General features: G+C 56.8%; 13 protein-coding genes. 4 read left to right on the forward strand and 9 right to left on the reverse strand.

Going from position 1 to position 18055, the window contains the following annotated elements:
* From FN829_RS13980 to hcsS, 3 genes are all read left to right on the forward strand, one after another.
* A partial coding sequence (locus FN829_RS13980; protein ID WP_142987582.1) for a TRC40/GET3/ArsA family transport-energizing ATPase occupies positions 1 to 1341 on the forward strand: 1341 nt, incomplete at its 5' end.
* Complete coding sequence (gene hcsL, locus FN829_RS13985) at positions 1338 to 1754, forward strand: halo-CC-star protein HcsL (RefSeq protein WP_142987583.1); 417 nt, start codon at positions 1338 to 1340, stop codon at positions 1752 to 1754. The genes FN829_RS13980 and hcsL, both read left to right, overlap by 4 nt.
* Positions 1745 to 1969, forward strand: a complete 225-nt coding sequence (gene hcsS, locus FN829_RS13990; RefSeq protein WP_112077628.1) for a halo-CC-star protein HcsS — start codon at positions 1745 to 1747, stop codon at positions 1967 to 1969. Before hcsL ends, hcsS begins: the two co-directional genes overlap by 10 nt.
* Positions 1970 to 2012: 43 nt before the next feature.
* On the opposite strand, the gene FN829_RS13995 is transcribed toward hcsS, so the two are convergent.
* Positions 2013 to 2435: an arsenate-mycothiol transferase ArsC gene (locus tag FN829_RS13995; protein ID WP_379765391.1), complete on the reverse strand. Its 423-nt coding sequence runs from the start codon at positions 2433 to 2435 to the stop codon at positions 2013 to 2015.
* Between the two features lie 189 nt (positions 2436 to 2624).
* Here FN829_RS13995 and FN829_RS14000 point away from each other — a divergent pair, with 189 nt between their 5' ends.
* Positions 2625 to 3059, forward strand: a complete 435-nt coding sequence (locus tag FN829_RS14000; RefSeq protein WP_128906375.1) for a low molecular weight phosphatase family protein — start codon at positions 2625 to 2627, stop codon at positions 3057 to 3059.
* 130 nt (positions 3060 to 3189) lie between these two features.
* Here FN829_RS14000 and FN829_RS14005 read toward each other — a convergent pair whose 3' ends face one another.
* The 8 genes from FN829_RS14005 to FN829_RS14045 form a co-directional block, all read right to left on the reverse strand.
* Positions 3190 to 3597, reverse strand: a complete 408-nt coding sequence (locus FN829_RS14005) for a hypothetical protein (RefSeq protein WP_142987584.1) — start codon at positions 3595 to 3597, stop codon at positions 3190 to 3192.
* A complete protein-coding gene (locus FN829_RS14010) occupies positions 3594 to 4412 on the reverse strand; it encodes a ParA family protein (RefSeq protein ID WP_142987585.1) in 819 nt (272 codons plus the stop codon). The genes FN829_RS14005 and FN829_RS14010 overlap by 4 nt, the downstream gene beginning before the upstream one ends.
* Positions 4413 to 4771: 359 nt before the next feature.
* Positions 4772 to 8407: a UvrD-helicase domain-containing protein gene (locus FN829_RS14015; RefSeq protein ID WP_142987586.1), complete on the reverse strand. Its 3636-nt coding sequence runs from the start codon at positions 8405 to 8407 to the stop codon at positions 4772 to 4774.
* Positions 8400 to 11456 (reverse strand): PD-(D/E)XK nuclease family protein, encoded by a 3057-nt coding sequence (locus FN829_RS14020; protein ID WP_142987587.1) that lies wholly within the window; start codon positions 11454 to 11456, stop codon positions 8400 to 8402. Before FN829_RS14020 ends, FN829_RS14015 begins: the two co-directional genes overlap by 8 nt.
* 239 nt (positions 11457 to 11695) lie before the next feature.
* A complete protein-coding gene (locus tag FN829_RS14025; protein WP_142987588.1) occupies positions 11696 to 11968 on the reverse strand; it encodes a hypothetical protein in 273 nt (90 codons plus the stop codon).
* Between the two features lie 159 nt (positions 11969 to 12127).
* Positions 12128 to 12676, reverse strand: coding sequence for a TATA-box-binding protein (locus FN829_RS14030; RefSeq protein ID WP_142987589.1), 549 nt, complete (start codon positions 12674 to 12676; stop codon positions 12128 to 12130).
* 562 nt (positions 12677 to 13238) lie between these two features.
* Entirely contained in the window at positions 13239 to 13790 is a 552-nt protein-coding gene (locus FN829_RS14040; RefSeq protein ID WP_142987590.1) for a TATA-box-binding protein C, read from the reverse strand.
* A gap of 61 nt (positions 13791 to 13851) precedes the next feature.
* Positions 13852 to 17961, reverse strand: coding sequence for an Eco57I restriction-modification methylase domain-containing protein (locus FN829_RS14045; RefSeq protein ID WP_142987591.1), 4110 nt, complete (start codon positions 17959 to 17961; stop codon positions 13852 to 13854).
* Positions 17962 to 18055: the final 94 nt, after the last annotated feature.

Here is an 18055-nt window from a genome sequence, read left to right on the forward strand (position 1 = left end):
CTCCAGGACGACGAGCGCACTTCCTTCGCCTTCGTCGGCAAGCCGGAGGACTCCTCGATCGACGAGATCGAACGCAGCGCGAGCGACCTCGGCGACCTCGGGATCGAGTCGCAGCTGTTGATCCTCAACGGCTACCTCCCAGAGTCGGTGTGCGAGGACCCCTTCTTCGAGGGGAAACGCGCGGACGAGCAGGCCGTTATCGAGCGCGCCCGCGAGGAGTTCGACGCGGACGCGACGGCGACATACCCGCTCCAGCCCGGCGAGATAGCCGGGCTCGACCTGCTCGCTGACGTGGGCGGTGTCCTCTACGACGGCACGGAGGCGACCGTCGACGTCGGGACCGCGACCGACGTGGACGCTGACGGTGCGGTCGAGTTCGATTCGATGGCGGACGCCGACGCGGTTGTCGACCAGCTCACGCCGGGCGAGGAGACGGAGTACCTCTTTTTCACCGGGAAGGGCGGCGTCGGCAAGAGCACGGTCGCCTCGACGGCAGCGACGAAACTCGCTGAGGCGGGCCACGAGACGCTTGTCGTCACGACCGATCCGGCCGCGCACTTAGAGGACATCTTCGGTGAGCCCGTGGGCCACGAACCCACCTCGGTCGGCCAGGAGAACCTCGACGCGGCGCGAATCGACCAAGAAAAAGCGCTTGCGGAGTACCGCGAGCAAGTCCTCGACCATGTCACCGAGATGTACGAGGACAAAGAGGACACGCAGATCGACGTCGACGCCGCGATCGCGAACGTCGAAGAGGAATTGGAATCGCCCTGTGCCGAGGAGATGGCCGCGCTCGAAAAGTTCGTGAGCTACTTCGACGAGGACGGCTACGACGTGGTCGTCTTCGACACGGCGCCGACAGGCCACACCCTTCGCTTGCTCGAACTTCCCTCCGACTGGAAGGGGTTCATGGACCTCGGCTCGCTGACGAAGGGGGCTGCCCCCGCCAAAGGCGACCAGTACGACGAGGTCATCGAGACGATGAAAGACCCCGAACGGAGCACGTTCGCGTTCGTGATGTACCCCGAGTACACGCCTATGATGGAAGCCTACCGGGCCGCCGCCGACCTCAAAGATCAGGTCGGCATCGAGACCTCGCTGGTCGTCGCCAACTACCTCCTCCCCGAGGAGTACGGCGACAACGCCTTCTTCGCGAATCGGCGCGCTCAGCAGGCGCAGTATCTCGACGAGATCCGTGACCGGTTCGACGCGCCGTTGATGTTGGCGCCGCTCCGGCAGGACGAACCGATTGGGCTCGACGAACTCAGCGCCTTCGGTGAGGAGATTACCGGACTCGCAGACGTTGTCGAAGCGGACGCACCGGAGGTGACGCCCTCGTGAGCGACGCACAGGACGTGGAAGGTGCGGCCGAGGACAGCGTGGGCATGTCGAATGAAGAAGACGTAGAAGCCAACGTTGAGGCGGCGCTCCACGAGTTCCTCGACACGCTCGACGAGTCTGAGACGTATCAGCGGTTCGTCGCGGCCGACGAGGCGTTACAGGACGATGACGACGCGATGGCGCTGCTCCGCGAGTACCAGCGAAAGCAACAGCAGATGCAACGCGGCGGTTTCGACGAGTCGGTGATGGCCGAGCTGAAGCAGCTCCAGACCGAAATGTCGAACAACGAGACGATCCAGCGTCAGCAGGCCGCACAGGCCGATCTGATAGAACTGCTCAAGCGAACGAACGACGCCATTAGCGACGAAATCGGCGAGGAGTTCGCGCGGTCCACCGGAGGTGGGTGCTGTTGAGCGCTTCCGGTCAGGACGCCAGCGAGGACGGAGTCACCGACGACGAGGTCGTCGCGGCCGCCGAGTCGCTCGGCGAAGAGCTTGCGGCGGCGAAAGAGTCCTCCTCGGAGTTCGCGTTCACCACGATGGTGATGCAGTGTAACGAAGCGATCGGCGACGAGACTGGTGTCGACTACGGGAGCGTCTGCGGCGCCGACGACGACGGCTGCTGTTAGCGGAGGTCACAGGGGCGGTTCCGGCTGACGGCCCTGCCAATTGTCACTCCGCGGACGGAGTTTGCGACAGGAGTTCATCGAACAGCGAGACGATACGTTCTTCGATCTCGTCACGGATCTCCCGAACCTGCTCGATCGGACGCTCGTGGGGGTCGTCAAGCCCCCAATCGCGATTCTCGCCGTTCCACGTCGCTGGGCACACGTCCGATGCCGAACACCCCATCGTGACGACGATATCGACCGCCTGTAGCTCGTCTGGCGTCACCTCTCGCGGCGTTCGGTCGCTGAGATCGATGTCCCGCTCTCTCATTGCTTCGACGACAATCTCGTGGACGTGGTCTGCGGGCTGTGTGCCACCGGTAACGATCGTAATCTGATCGCCCACACCGCGACGGTCGCGCTCGCGCTCAGCGAACGCCGCCGCCATTTGGCTCCGTCCTGCGTTTTGGACGCACACGAACGCGATCTGGTGGTCCGTCCGCTCATCGGATTCAGTCACACCTCCACAAGCGAGTGGGATCGGTATAGCTGTTACTTCAGGCACAGCGGCTCTTGATAGGCTATCTGAGAAGTACTCTCAGAGCCGTGTTGAGCTAATGAGACGTATATATACCACATAGAAGTTCTCAAGTCGACGGCATCGATTCTGTTGTTTATGAGTGATGATTTGCCGGTTACTCTAGGATTCGTTTGTGTACAAAATGCTGGTCGCAGTCAGATGGCAACAGCGTTCGCCGAACGCGAGCGTGACCGTCGTGGACTCGGAGACAGTGTTGAGATCATTACCGGTGGCACTCACCCCGCCGATAGCGTCCATGACGAGGTCGTGGCGGTCATGCAAGACCACGAGATCGATCTCTCGGATCGAGTCCCTCGAGAAGTCTCAACAACTGAGCTCGAATCATGTGACGTCGTCGCCACAATGGGCTGTTCGACACTCGAACTCGATGCTGAAGAGATAGATGTTCGCGACTGGGCGCTAACAGATCCTGACGGCCAAGATCTCGATCAGGTCCGTGAGATCCGAAACGATATCGAACAGCGGGTTACAGACTTGTTCGACGAAGTTCACGCGAACGGTTCACAGTGAAACAAGCGCCTGCTGGAGCGGTACTCGAATGACGGACTGTTATTGATTTAGCGAGGTTTTAATCAAGCTTTTTGTGAGAAAACAAAGGCACGCATGAGATCTATCCTCCGAAGTTATGTTCTGTGCAAGGTCATTCGTCTCCGAGTTCCGAAAGTCGAGCCTGAATTTCTTCAGCATCCGCATCAGAGAGCGCCTCAACACCGAACTGGACGAGTAGCGGGTAGAAGTGGCGGTTCTTCTTGAACTCGTCCTGCCCCGCCTTGCGGAGCTTTAGCTGGGACTCGAGGTAGGTATCCTCCATCTCGTCGAGTACATCGTCGGGAATGTAGATCGTTCGCCCGTTCCACTCGTCCTTGATGTTCGTCTTCGTTTTGCTCGTTTCGTTCGTTTCACTCGTTGAAGTCGATTCGGTCGTTTCGGTCGATGAACTGGTTTCCACCGTTTCACTCACCTCACTCGTTTCGCTGGTATCGACCTCATCGTCCTCCTCTTCGTAGTTGCCCTCGATGCCGGAAGCATCACCCCAGCCGTCGCTCATGCTTTCACCTCCTCAGGCGCGGTCTTCTCGAACGTCTCGTCGAACAGGTCGGCGATCTCGTTGAACAGGTCGCGTGCATCCTCGACGCGCTGGTTCTCTTTGCCGAATCCGAAGACGGACACCCCCTCGCCGATCGACTGGGAGAGGTCGGTCCGCTTCGGAATCTCGAACACTGGGAGGGAGTACGCCGACTTGATCTCCTCGATGGTGTCGCGGTGTTCAGCGTTCTGCTCGACGCGGTTACAGACAATTGCGAGCCGATTGATGTCTCCGTACGCCTGTTCGAGGGAGCTCAGCTGCTTTGCGAAAATCTGGAGGCTGTTGGCGTTGAGCTTCTCTGGAATGACGGGGATGACGACGTTTCCGGTCGCGACGAGGGCGTTGTCGGTGAGGACGTTCAGGGATGGCGGCGTGTCGACGATGATGTAGTCGTAGTCCTTGTCGAGCTCGTCGAGAGTCATCTCCAGCCGCTCGCGACTCTTCGGCGCCTCAAGGAGCGTCTGGATGTTCTTATTGTTCGCGAGCTTCTCGCTCGCGGGGAGGATGTCGAATTCCTCGTGCTCGACAATGATGTCGTTCACCGACTCCATCTGATCAAAGTCGAGGACGTCGAACAGCGTTGTGCGGTCGGTGTCGTAGTACAGATCGTTGTAGCCAAGCGAGCAGGTGAGCCCCCCGTGATAATCGATATCGACCAAGAGGACGTCGTGGCCTCGGGCGGCGAGTGCGCCGCCTGTATGAATGACGTCGGTCGTCTTCCCTGCGCCGCCTTTCTGATTCGCCACCGTGATTCGTGCGGTATTGGTGTCGGTCATTATCTTCGTTTTTCTCGTTATGTTCGTTTCGTTCGTTTTGGTCGTTTAGTTCGGTGCGTTCGGTGAGGGTGTTTCACTCGGTGAGAGGATTACTACGGTGTTAAAACCAACTGTTCGTTCCACTCGTTGAAGAGAATGCGTTCATTTTCATCATATTGTTCGTTTTGCTCGTTATGTTCGTTACGTTCACCGAGCACTCTCAGTTCCGGCGTCGGTTCGGCTCGTTCCAGTTAATTCGTTCATTACTCGAAATACCCTCGTTGCGTTCGTTTCGTTCGTTCTATTCGTTTTTCAATGACTGCCACCCAGAGTTCGCCCTGATCTATCGCAAGTTGAGCGTATTGGGCGAAATCAGAGGCCTAATCTACCAAATCCACCATTGACCGTAGTTCAGATTCCATCTCCGTCATCTGATCCGACACCCAATGGAACCGCTCCTCTATCCCCTCGTCAGTAAACCGGAGTGAAGCTCGTACGTCACGATTCCGGTCATGTTGGAGGAGGGCAAGAGCGTACGCGAGCATCTGCGGTCGATAATGTCCCGCGAGCTCATCCGATGTCGTAGCGGAGAGGTCGTTGGTCTTGTAGTCGATAATGTGGAATGCGTCCGGCGTGACGAGCAGCCGGTCAATATCACCCACAATCCGCGACTCATCGATTCGAGCGACAACAGAGTACTCGTCGTAAACCTCCTGAAGCTCGGTATCGGACTCAATGCGATCAACAAATTCGACTGCATCGGCAGCATGGTTGACAGCATCACGGAGGTCCGATTCTGACGGCTCCTCACCAGCCATCTGACTCAAACGACGGATCAGGGTGGTCCATTCGTCTCTCGGTGGACGAAGTTCGTTGATCCGGTGGACGACCGTCCCAAACGTCGTTGGACTCAGGCCGGCCGACTCCTCACGCTGAGAGTAACTGTGACCGTCTGGAGACGCATCCGCCACCGCATTCACGAGGGTCGTCGCCGCGATCCGTTTCGCCGGCGGTAGCGACGGCGGTGAGGGGATCGATATCTCCAGCGCTGAATCGACAGCGTCGTCGTCGGTGTCCCAGTCTAATGGGCGCGGCGGCCTACGAACAGTATAGCTGGCTCCATCTATCTCACCACGGGCCTGTCCGTCACGAACCGCCTCGGCGAGGAGTGCTCCGTCGAGGAGGGCTGGCTGTAACCAGTCGCGCCACCGGTCTGCGTCGTCAAATGCTGCAGGCTCACCGAGTTCGATTGTACCAGACTCGTCGACATCGATGTCGTGCGTGCCGCAGAGAAGGAGATGATCGCGCGTTCGTGTACACGCTACGTAGAGGAGGCGTTTCGACTCCGCCCGCTCCTGTGGACGCGACCGTCGGTCAGCGTACTCGTGGACGGCCGTCTTCTCGATGGAGAACGCATCACCCGGATTCGGCCCACCAACCGCCGGCACCGGCGGCGCGTCATCAGTGCCGTCCACGAGTCGAACGTAGCCATGGTCGTCGACGGAGCGACCGAAGTTGAGGTCACTCCCGAGATCGGGGACGGTGACGATCGGGAACTCGAGTCCCTTCGCAGAATGGATCGTCATAATCCGGACGCCCTCGGCGTCACCCGGAATATCTGCCTCCCCCTCACGAGGGTCGATCTCGGCTTGGCGGTCGACCCGATGGAGCAACCCGGCAGCTGTGTGAACACCGTTCTCGCTCCAGGTACGGACCTGGTCGCGGAACTTCTCAACGTTTGCGACGGCCTGTCGACCGCGTTCGTCAGCACTCACACTCGCCAGATACCCGGTGTCGTCGATCATCCGGGACAGCAGGCGGTTCCACGGGAGGACGCCATCTTCGGACGGCGTCGCACAGCCGCTGAGGGTCCGCCACGTTGTGAGGAGGTCGAAAGCGTCCGCGAGCTGTGGATCGTCCGTCTCGGCGAGCGCGTCCCACACAGAATCTGCCTCCGCGACCGCCGGTCCGAGGCGATCATCCGCGAATCCGAACAGCGGCGACCGAAGCACCCCATAGAGGGAGACGTCGTCCTGTGGATCACCGAGTACTCGAAGCAGGTTCGTGAGCGCCTGGAGCTCAGGCATATCGTAGAACCCGACGCCACCGACGACAGTGTAGGGAATGTCGTACTCCTCGAGGGCGCGCTGATACCGATCCAGATGAGTTCGCCGGCGGAGGAGGATTGCCGTGTCGTCCGGCGTAGCGTCACGATGAGCACCTGTGTCGGGGTCTTGGACTTGCGGCGGATTGTCGAACAGGTGGGTCAGTCGAGCAGCGAGCGCTTGCGCTTCGGCCTCGATGGTGTGGTCGAGCGCGCCTTCGGCGACCGGATGGTCGTCGCCGAAGAGCTCCGCTGCCGTATCGGCGTCGTCGGGGACAGCAAGATACTCGACACTCCCGGTCAGTCCCTCGATGTCCTCGATACGGTCGCGTTGTGTGGTCAACTCCTGCGGTGGCGCTTCGTGGGGTTCGTGGCTGTCACCCTCCGACTGGAACAGGTACTCGAAGAGTTCGTTCAGGAACGACAGCGGCTCGTCCAGCGTCCGGAAGTTCCCGGAGAGTTCGAGCGCGGTCGGACTCTCGGCATCGCTGTCGGGAACGTCGTCAACCCCACGGGCCTCGTTGACGGTCTGGAGTTCTCTGCGCGCATCCCCGAACGTCGTCACGTCGGCCCCACGGAATCCGTAGATGCTCTGTTTCTCGTCGCCGACTAGGAAGACGTTCGACGCCGCCTGCTCGTCAACGCCCGTGAGGAGCTTGACCAACTCCCACTGGCGCGGGTCCGTGTCCTGGAACTCGTCGACCATCACGGCCGCAAACTGCTCTCGTAGCCGCTCCCTGACGGCATCGTTCGTTCGCAAGAACTCAAGGGTGGTCTCGATCACGTCGGGGAAGTCGAGCGTATCGCGACGCTCTTTCTCGTCGGCGTAGGCGGCGAGGACGTCATCGAAGACCCGCATCAGAGCCAGCGCGTAATGGGCGCTGTTTGCTTCGAGCTCACCGGGTGTCGTCTCGACTGCATCCGCGTGCGGTTCGACGGCCGCGATGACCGCGTCGATAGCGTCCTTCAGGTCGTCGTAGACGTCACCGTACTCATTCCACTCGTCCCGGTCACCGACGACGTACCCCGAACTGCTGTACAGGCCGCCGTTCTTCTTCTCACAGGCCTCGTAGAGGTCGAGGATTGCCCGCTGACAGTCGCGGGAATCGCTTTCCTCCGGGTCGTCTGGGAGTGTCGTCGCGACCTCGGTGAAGGTCCGGTAGGCCCGAAGACCGTCCTCGTCGCCGATAGCGCCCTCGCGGTCGACGCGGCCCGCGACTGTGCGTAGCCGCTCAAGGAGTCCGTCCGCATACAGCGTCTGTCGGGCGTCGACGACGTCGAGATCACAAACGACCTCCCAGCAGATATCGACGTAGTCGTCGACCTCGGCGTCACGCCACTCCTTGAGGACGGACTCGCTCTGTGGGCGCTCATCGAGTAGTCCAGTGAGTACATCGACCAGCTGGTCACGACTCCAAAGCTGAGCAAGGAGCTCCACGTCGTCATCGTCCTGGTTGCGTTCGAGGAACTCCGTCACGACTTCGCGTTGAAGTGTCGCGGCGCCGTCTTCGTCGAGCACGTCGAAGCCGAGCGGGACCGGAGCCTCGACGGCCCGTTCTCGCAAGAGACGGGTACAGAACGCGTGAATGGTGTGGACGTAGCCATCCTCCAGATCGTCGAGGACGTTTCGCCACCGGTGATAGGCCTCTGGTGAGTCGACGGACTCCAGGCGGTCGTACACCTCCTCTCGGACACGCTCGGTCAGTTCGGCAGCGGCCTTTCGCGTGAAGGTGATCGTGACAATGTTCTCCGGCGTGAGTGACGGGTTCTCGGCCAGTATCGTCACGTACCGCTCGGTGAGCGTTGTCGTTTTCCCCGTCCCAGCGCCGGCAGTGATCGCGACGTTCCGGCCTTGGACGAGCGCGTCCTCCTGTTCCTCTGTGAGCTGAATCTCCTCGGGCACCTCAGTCATCGCTCATCACCGCCTCGAGGTCCTCGTCATCGCGAACACGGAGCGGAAGGTACGCTGCGTCGTCCTCGTGGACCTTGTCGACGAACTCCCGCTTGCGGTGGTGGCGGACATCGCACGCACGACGGTAGTCGCAGTATCGGCAGTTCGCTCCGCGGGCGGACAGAAGCGTCGTGTGGAACCGACCGTTGCCGATCGCCTCGTCGATCTGGCCCAACCACTCCGGAACGACATCGTTCAGGAACCGACGGAGTTCGACCTCTGAATCGAACTTCGATTCGACACCGCGTGGGATCTTGAGGTCGTTGGGGGGTCGCACCTGATAGTACGTCGCTGAAAGCGATCCCTGCTCGAACAGATCACCGTCGACGACGTTGGCCGCAGCGAGCAGATAGATGGGGAGCTGGAACTTCGTGCCACCGGTCGTCTTCGTCATGTACGGTGCCCGCCCAGTCTTGTAGTCGTAGAGCGTGAGCGTCGGTTGTTCGCCATCCCGACTCACGTCAACGCGGTCGATGTAACCCCGAATCGAGACAGTCGAGCCGTCCGGCCGCTCAACCGTGAACGGTCCAGCATCCGAGTCGGGAAGCCCCTCACCGAACGGGGCTTCGAACAGGTGTGGGCGGCCGGCGCCGTCACGCAAGAGTTCGTTGTCGAGGAAGGTAGCGAACAATCCCTGTTCCGGTGCGTCGTGGGGTTTGCTCCCGGCCTGGTAAGGGGTGCTCTCGCCGTCATCCAAGCCCGCGAACAGCTCCGCTTTCCACCGCTCGTAGAACAGACCGTCGTACTCGAAGTCGGTATCCCGCAGTTCCTCGACGGCGATCTCGCGAAGGTGCGTCGCCAGTTCGTCCCGGTCGAAGTCCATGAGATCGACACCATCCTCGGTCTCGTCCCGTAGATCCGCGAAAAATCGTTCGAGAACGTCGTGAACGTACGACCCGGTTTCGAGGGGCGTAGGGACGACCTCAACGTCGTCGGGATCCTCGATTCCGAGCACCTTCTCAGCGTAGAACTTGAACCCACACTCGACGTATCGCTCGATCCGACTCGCGCTGTAGGGTTCTCGTTCCGACGGAGGATAGACCTCAGCGACTGTCTCGGAATCCAACACACCATCGTGTTCAGAGAGGCCAGCCGTTCCCCTGTTGTCCGCACAGTGGAGTCCTCGATCCGTGCGCTTGGTCTGCTCGGGGGAGAGATCACCTCGGTCGCCGGCGCGGCTGACTGCCGCACGCCGGTCGGCCGTTGCAGCGACGTGGCGCTGGAGATCTTCGCGAGAGCCCACGCGGTCGTCGACGCCGTCTTCGGGTTCGATGCCGATCACGCGCTGGAGTTCGTCGAGGACCGGCGACCGGACGACGGCGGACTCGTCATCGCCCGTCTCTGGTGTGGTGATCGTGAGTTCGTCGACGTTCGCGAGGAGCGTCGCGAAGAGATAGCGGCCACGGAGGCGCTCGTCGCCGGTGTCGAACCGAGGGTGGGCGTCGGTCATCTCCTCGAAGAAGGCCGGCCGTTCCGGCGTCACCGGGAAGTGCTCGCTCGTCAGTCCCACGAGGAACACCTTCTCGAACGAGCGCATCCGGGCGTCGAGCAACCCCATCACTTCGACGTGGCCGCCAGCAGCGCGCTGTGGAACCCGGATGGGCACACCATCGAATGCCCGGGTGAACAGTGCCAACGGGGAAAGGTCGCTATTGACCGTCGCCAGCGACTCAAACGAAGAGAGGACCTCGTCCACGAGATCATAGGCCTGCTGTTCGACGGCTTGCTCTGCGCCGCTGGCGTAGTTCTCGGTCGCCGCTTCCAAGTCGAACCGGTCGTCCAAAAGTCGTCGGAGCGTCTCGGTTGCGCCCTCGATGTCCTCCGTTCGGAGCGTCTCTAGCGTGGCCAGCAGATCCTCGATCAGCGCCACCGCTTCGTCGTCGACGTCATTGAGCAGGGGTGACACAGAAACAGTATCACGCCGGCGAGCAGCTGCCGTGACGGCGTTGGCTTCGTCGGTGTCGACGACGTTGACCAATGGATTTGCTAACAGGGACGTGAGGTCCTCGGCCCGTGGATCCGGTTCGGCGAGGTTCAGGAGATCGTGGAGGACGCTTCCGGTGAACGTCTGGTTTAGCTGTGAGGCGGCGGTCGTGACGTGCGGAATGTCGAACGTATCGAACGTGTCCTCGACGTACCCCGAATAGGCCTCGGTCCCGGGGACGACGACAGCCAGGTCGTCGGGGTCGCGACCATTGGCCAACTCAGTCCGGAGCTCACGAGCGACGAAGCGAATCTCGCGCTCGGGCGTCGGGAGTTCACGCCATCGCAGAGTGTCTGGAGCAGAGACAGTGTCCGGGTCCGGGCGGTAGAGCGACTCGGTGATCGTTCCGAAGGCCCGCCCTGACTCGTCGACGGGATCGAGTTCTACTGTCTCAAAGTCAAGTGATTCGTAGACATCTAAAGCGTCCTCCGCAACGGCGTCGACTCCGCTCCGGCCATCTTGGTGGAGCGGCAACAGTGCGATCATTGGAAGTTCATCGACGAGGCGTTCGATGAGTCGGCGCTCAACAGGACGGAACTCGTGATACCCGGAAAGGATGACGACATCCAGTTCCGGCGAGAACGCCGATAGTGACTGCTCCGCCGTCGCGACGGCGTCGAACATTTCTCCCCGGGTACAGACCCACTCGTCGACGTAGTCAGCGTGGAGATTCCGGTAGTGTCGGTACGCGTCGACAGTCGCTGTCGCGATACGGTCATCGAGGTCTGAGCCCTCGAACTCTGCTACGAGCGCGTCAGCGGTACCGACGCCGGCGTCGTCGAAGAGCGAGAAGCGGCTACTGAACGAATCAGCGAGAGCGGCAGAGGCAGGTTCGCCGGCGAGAGCGCCATCTGTCTCGGCTGTCGATCTGTCGAGAGCGTACTCAGCCAGCCGGCGGTTCAGCTGCCCGGACAGGGGTTGAACCGGGCCCTGGAGATTCTCGTACCACTCCCGAACGACCGCATCAAGCGTCTCGGCACGAAGACGGAGAGGTTCGTGGGAAACGGCCCAGCTGTCCTCGACCATACTCCGGCGAGCGTCGTTCCGCGTTATGTAGAGAATACTCCCCAGCGAGTCGGTGGCAATGTCATCAGCCCGCTGAAATGCCCGTCGTTCCAATCGGGCGTGTTTCGGGCCGGTGAGAAGCGTTGAATCCATCGAACACTCCCTACCAAGATATCGGTCTCACTTCACTCTTGGCGAGACTGACAGCTTAGGAGTGCCTTACCCAGAGTGGCCAAAATAAATCAGAGAGGACTGAGGATTTAGTCGACGGTCGCTAGCACCCGGACATCTATGTCCGAGTGTCTTTCGCGCTGAGTTCGAGCACCCCGTTCTTGCAGGAAGTCCTCTATCTCATCGGCCAGCGTATCGGCGTCCTCTCTATCGACGTGTACGATCAGCGTTGGCCGGTCTGGATCGTTGTTGTCGATGACAAGCGATACGTCTTTGAATTCGTCCGGCTGTCTGTACGCCTCGAATTCCTCGGCGACCTGGTCAGCCAAGTCATCGAGAATATCCACTGGGTCTGAGGTCATATTTGGATGAGGAGCACTTTGAAGACGATCACACCTGACGGGCTTGGAGAGAATTCTATCGACTACTACCACCTCCAACAACCAGTTCGATAGGCAGGTGTTCAGAAGCGTCGTTCTACGGACTGCGAGAGACGTGTTTTTGCATAGAAGTCAGAGACGTTACTCTTCAAGATAGGCCGTCACTTGGTTCTGCAAGTGCTTGAACGCATCCTCAGCAGTATCCACATCAGAAGCCCCTGTGATGACTATTTTCCCGTTGGCAAAAACCAAGAGAACGGCTGGGTGGTCAGCGGGCCGATAGATGAGACCGGGGAACTGTTCTGGCTCATACTCCACGGATTCCAAGCCCAACGCGATAGAGAGTGTATTCAGATCGACCGGATCATCCAGCTGTGCCGTACAGACGACGTTCTGTACCGTGAATCCGGTTTCAGTTTCTGCGTCTACGATGTTCAGCTCGGACAGTGTCGTGAGGAACGCTTCGTCCGTCTCGTAGAGCTGTTGGAACGTAGAGCACCCACTGATGATGTATTTCCCACTCCGATAAACCGTGATGAGCGGACCACCTTCAACAAGCCGAAGGTAAAGACCATGGTAGTTTGAAGGGTCGTATTCGGTGTACGGCAGATCCATATCGGACTCAACCTCGGCGACATCGAGTTCCACACCCAAATCTCCCGATCCGACAGCGTTCGCGATAGAGATCATCCGTCCTTTGCCTCTGTAGGAGAGACAACGTACGCCGTTGTTACTAATTCCGGTTTCTGGGGAGTGACGTTTTGTTCTTCCTCAAAACTGGATATCTCCTCATCACGTTCTAGTCGCAGACTCTCAAGCTTCTGTTTCGTGTTCCTAATAGGCGTGGACATATCTTTGCCCTCCTCAGCCCGCCGTTGATACTACTAAAAATGCGTTTCCCATTCCTCGTTGGGATTTTGGATACAGCGAGGACAGACACACAGACCGACTCAGGATCGTCTTGGTCAACCTTACGAAAGCGAGAGAAATGATGATGAGAAATTCTTGTTTCCAGAGATTTAATTAGGTGTGATTTCTGTTGTGTACGAACATCTCGCGATCGTAGATGACAAAGTTGCGGTCGAACTTCTCGCGGATCTCCTGCCACTGGACAGTCCGCGTCCCAAGCGGGACGATGAGCACCCGGTCGTGCAGTCACATATGATAACCTCTTCGTTGACGATCCCGGGTTCGATGGTCTTCTTGCCACGTCCGCCGGCGAATTTGTCGTAATCGCTCAAGAATAAATCCATCATTCTTCAGCCAACAATGTTCTAATCTTGTTCTTCAATTCATGAAAGGCTTGCTCAGATCTCTCTCTACTACTTTCTCCTACGATATTCACCTTACCCGACCTAAATATCATAACTGTACAATTGGCTTGCTCAGGCGTATACAAAACTGCTGAAATTGATTCTGGATTATACTCAGTCCTTTCTAATCCCAATCCGATCGTGATGGTACTCAAATCCAGCTCTGTATCCAAATCGCCAGATAGCACATAATTACACAGTTCAAAATTCTTCAGGTCGAGGGGTTGAGAAGTAACTTCAGATAATATTCTGGTACCTTCATCCCTTGTATGGTAGACTTCATCCTCCGACTTAGCGCCTGTAATAATAAATTTGCCTGTACCATAGATTATCATCAATGGCCTGTGGTCTTCAATACGTAGATACAGACCAGGATGCATTTCAGGCTCATACCGCACGTTTTCAGGTAGTGAAGCTGCTAATGAATTCAAATCAAATTCCTCGTCCAATAGACCCACTCCGACTACGTTCACTATTTTTATATCATCCATACGATATTTGTGTTAAATGATCAAGATGTGGTAGGTAGTCTTGACAATGGCGACTTGTCGGCTAAATACCCTCTTTCACCGTCTTGATCTTCTCTTCTGGTATGCTATACAGTTCGTATACCCGCTTATCAATATCTTGTTCTAGTTGTTCGACTTCGTTTTTTAGATTATCATAGCGGCTCTTATTCCTCTGGTAATTTTTGAAGGAAGTCTCAATATCAGAATACTGAGGGAGTGAAATTTTTTCTAGGCGATTAATGAGGGAATTTGTCTTGGTTGCTTTTTCTCGGAATCCCGCAAATCCGTTCCCCTTCTCAACAGCAAACGGAACAAACTGCTGAAGAAGATTTTCACGCTCTTGACTGAGTCCAATAAATTCTAGTGCAGCAAATTTCTGGGTCTCAGTGTATCCCCACTGATCGGTATCATACTCTTCCGGATCTTCCGGTTTATACCGCGCTGACGCGTATATCGTCGTTTTCGTGCCTGTTGCCTCAACGTGTACATCTCCAACACGTAGGCCATCATAGTCCTCGCTTGTTTTGCTTAATATGGTATCTGAGACACCTGCTGGTGGTTGGTATCTTGGAATTTCTTGAAGAGAGGCACCCCATGAATATTCTCCCAAATAATCTGAGAGGTTGATATTGATTTCACTCATCTGGTTCTTGTTATCCAATATATCTTCGACAGCACGGACTATTTTTTGGTCAACACTCGTCGGCACTTGGAGTTCATGTAGAAAGCCGGTTTTGTAGGCCCGAAAGCCACCGCGTTTCTGCGGCGAAATACCGCGGTATATGAATTCTAAGAGCTCTGAATTAAGTAAACCAAGCAGGAATTTGAGGTTATAATCTTCGGTAACACGTATACTCTTCACTTTGGTGTTGAAGTAGTAATTTTCATCTCCCACATCTGCTGTGAAATTACTTTGATCAGATATTTCTGGCGTCAAAATCTTCGGATTTTGGTATATCCCGGAATCTCGTTCGCACCAAAGCTCGTACCAATTCCGGTTTGAATTCATCACGTGTGTTCGGCTGCGAGCTTTTTCCTCGTTTTCTTTCAAATAATCCCAAGTATTCGGGAATTTGCTTTTCATTTGATCTTCAGGAATGACTCGATCGTTCTTATAGGGGTAGATAGATTTTAACACCGTTTTTGGGGGCTCATACCTTTTGACATCCTGCCCTTTCAAAACAGGTTTCAGAATTTCTTCTTCAAGTTGATATTCACTCACCGTTTCTGGATCCACGAAATAAACTTCGTCCTTAGATGTATCAATTCCTTGTGATATAGACTTAGTCACTATATCTAAAGTGACCAGATCGTCGCTAAATGAGCCAAGGACGTTCGCTACTGGTGCAGGTATGACATCCCACGGCTTTTTTGATAAATCAGAATTATTTAAATTATAATTCTTCATACTTTCCCTGTCAAGAGTCTCGTAATCATTTGGATCAGGGGTATAAACAACGAATTCATCTTCACTGGAATTATTTGATAGAGAAAGGATACATACGTAGTTCGTGGCCTCACCGAATACCTGAACGTCAGATAGCTCCACGATTTCAGTCACGTGGGACCGTTCGCTAATCACCTTTCTGAGACCCTCTCCATAGGGTCTCCTCAGGAACATGGATGGCTGTATATATGATATCGAATTAGTGCAAATTTCTATTCCCTTCTCAGTGAACAGACAATAGATGTCCCAGCGTCCAGTCGTTGAATCATATTTTGATTTGAAATACGATTTCTGGAACTCATCGAGCGATCGAGAGCGTATGTAGGGAGGATTTCCAATTACTGCGTCAAACCCTGGCTTGTCTTTCTCAACACCATCAGAACCATAGAACACTTCGGGATACTCAAGTCTCCAGTGGAAATAGCGGTCCCGAGAAGCCCACTTCTGGGCAGTACGGAACCACTCTAACTCTTCGATTGCTTTCCATTCTTCATCCTCATCTAAAGCAGCAGCCATCCTCTCATAAGCACCACTAGGAATCCCATCCAAGCCAAAGTCGTCTGCCGTAGACACATTTGCCATCGCCTCCAGTCGCTGGCGGAGCTTGTTCCGTTCGAACTCGTCATACTTGGCCTCCATCTCCTTGACATCAGCGAGATCCTGATTCTCGATGGCGATGAAGTCCTGATAGATCCGCATTAGTTGTTCGATGGTCCCCTTCCGAGCCACACCGAAGTCAGCGAGTGAGGTGTTCTGCCCGTCTCCACCAGCATCGGATTCCAGCTCCTCGATCCCCTCAATGTCGCTCCCCACCAGCGAGTTCCCCGTCTTCAGGTGGTGATCCAAGAACGCGAGCGGCTGTTCAGCCGCGAGCGTCCGAAGCCAGAGCGACACTTTCGCGAGCTCGACGGCGAGGGGGTTCAGGTCGACACCGTAGATACAGCGCTGGGCGACCTGCCGGCGGGCCCAGTTAATATCGTGCTCTTCGTCAACGGTCTCGATACCCTGTTGTGCGGCCTGCTTTTCTTGGGCGTCAATAATCTCGCGAGCCAAGTAGTCGATTGCGCTCGTCAGGAAGTGGCCGCTTCCCATCGCCGGATCAAGGATTTTGAGGTCGAAGATACGCTCTGCGAATTCCGCTGCGAAGCCACGCTCACCTCGGGCACTCTGTGCCATGAGATCGTTCTGGATATCTGTGACGAGCGGATCTAGCGTCTCCTCCACGATGTACTCAACCACGTACACCGGCGTGTAGTACGACCCCGTCGCTTTCCGTTCGCCAGAGCCAGTCGAAAGGTGGACTTCTCCCTCCTCAACGATCACTTCGTCACCATCGCCGGCAGGTACATACGCACCATCCTCCAGTGCGAGTGGTTCATCAGCGACGGCGAGCTGATACTCGAGAAGGCCTTCGTAGATGCTCCCGAGATGGCGGACGTCCAGCGACGAGTAGTCGACGAAAATCTTCCCACCACCGTTCTGACTCCGAGTTAGGAGTTCGATGACCTCCGCGAGGTAGGCATCGCCCACTTGGTGATTAGCGAGGAACTGGGCTTCGACACTATCGTCTTCATCAGGATCAGTTCGGAACAGCCCACCGTTGTATGCGGGGATGTAGAGGTCCTCCTCGGGGATACCACGGGATTTACTCCCTTGATCAATCAGCTTGAATAGCCCGTCCAACTGATCCCAGAGGTTGTCCTGCCAGCCTCGATATTTCGGATTCGAACTGTCCAGTTCCTCAGCGATGTCCTGCTTAAGCGAGTTCAGACTATAGGATTCCTCGTAGATCTCGTTATTGGTGTCGAGCAGATCGCGACCCTCACTCTCGGCGTAAAGCACGAAGATCAGCCGGTACAAGTAGATGAGTGAACTGTCGTGAATGAGGTCGAGATCGTCTTCGGAGAGGTCGTTGTCCGGGTACTGCATAAACCCCTCCGAGAGCGTCTTGATCGCCTCGTAGATGTTGTCCTGCAGATCCTCTCCTAACTCTTGGGCAAAGACGTTGGACTCCCCGTAGACATCGTCAAGGAAACAATCACCGCTGGAATCCTCGAGAAACGCGCCATGTCGGAAGAAGAGATAGAAGTATTTGAAGTCCTCAAGATCGCCTTTTTCGAGGAGCGTCGGTAAGTCTATCTCGTAGTAGGAGTCCAGTCGGTGACTCGTCGGGCTGTAGTAGAGCCTCCATTTTTTCCCGTTGGTGAGCACGGCCCATCGTGCGTCGTCGACTTCCTGGAGGTAGACGTGAATCTGGTAGCTCGGGTTCTCGAAGTCGCGTTCGTGTTCGCCACTCCCTCGGGTGTCGAGTGGACGGTCCCAGCGCTTAGCGTCTGCGACCGCGACGGCGTCCTTGTAGAAGTCGCCCCCTTCCTCGCGGCGGTCGAACGCGCCACGTGCGGCATCCTCAGACTCGAAAAAGCCGTAGTCGGGACGGCGTTGAGTCCGGCTGGTACTCTCCTCAACCTCGAACGGGATGCCCAGCTTCCGGAACATCGGCCGGATGAACTTCTCCTCGAGTTGCGACTCGTTGCGCTTGGGAGCCGTCCCTTGCTCGCGCTCCCACAAGCCCATAATGTCCGCTTTCGCCTCACGGAGTTCGTCGTCGCTGAACTCCTCCCACGCTTCGGTTTCGGGAAGGTGCTCATCGAGGTAGTAGTTGGAGAACAGATCACGATTCGTTCGATATGATAGAGTCGTTTGCATGGTACTCAAACGCGGACCACAGACTTGCCCTCGCAAACTGGGTTATGTCCATGAGCCATAGGGTATGCTCATACCCATTGCTGGGGGTGTAATA

The sequence above is a fragment of the Halorubrum cibi genome (genome assembly GCF_900182635.1).
GTDB lineage: Archaea > Halobacteriota > Halobacteria > Halobacteriales > Haloferacaceae > Halorubrum > Halorubrum cibi.

Excerpts from the sequence above, each read along its gene's own strand:
- FN829_RS14000 (WP_128906375.1), top strand. The coding sequence starts at position 2,625 with ATGAGTGATGATTTGCCGGTTACTCTAGGATTCGTTTGTGTACAAAAT.
- FN829_RS14005 (WP_142987584.1), bottom strand. The coding sequence starts at position 3,597 with ATGAGCGACGGCTGGGGTGATGCTTCCGGCATCGAGGGCAACTACGAA.
- FN829_RS14010 (WP_142987585.1), bottom strand. The coding sequence starts at position 4,412 with ATGACCGACACCAATACCGCACGAATCACGGTGGCGAATCAGAAAGGC.
- FN829_RS14015 (WP_142987586.1), bottom strand. The coding sequence starts at position 8,407 with ATGACTGAGGTGCCCGAGGAGATTCAGCTCACAGAGGAACAGGAGGAC.
- FN829_RS14020 (WP_142987587.1), bottom strand. The coding sequence starts at position 11,456 with ATGGTCGAGGACAGCTGGGCCGTTTCCCACGAACCTCTCCGTCTTCGT.
- FN829_RS14025 (WP_142987588.1), bottom strand. The coding sequence starts at position 11,968 with ATGACCTCAGACCCAGTGGATATTCTCGATGACTTGGCTGACCAGGTC.
- FN829_RS14030 (WP_142987589.1), bottom strand. The coding sequence starts at position 12,676 with ATGATCTCTATCGCGAACGCTGTCGGATCGGGAGATTTGGGTGTGGAA.
- FN829_RS14040 (WP_142987590.1), bottom strand. The coding sequence starts at position 13,790 with ATGGATGATATAAAAATAGTGAACGTAGTCGGAGTGGGTCTATTGGAC.
- FN829_RS14045 (WP_142987591.1), bottom strand. The coding sequence starts at position 17,961 with ATGCAAACGACTCTATCATATCGAACGAATCGTGATCTGTTCTCCAAC.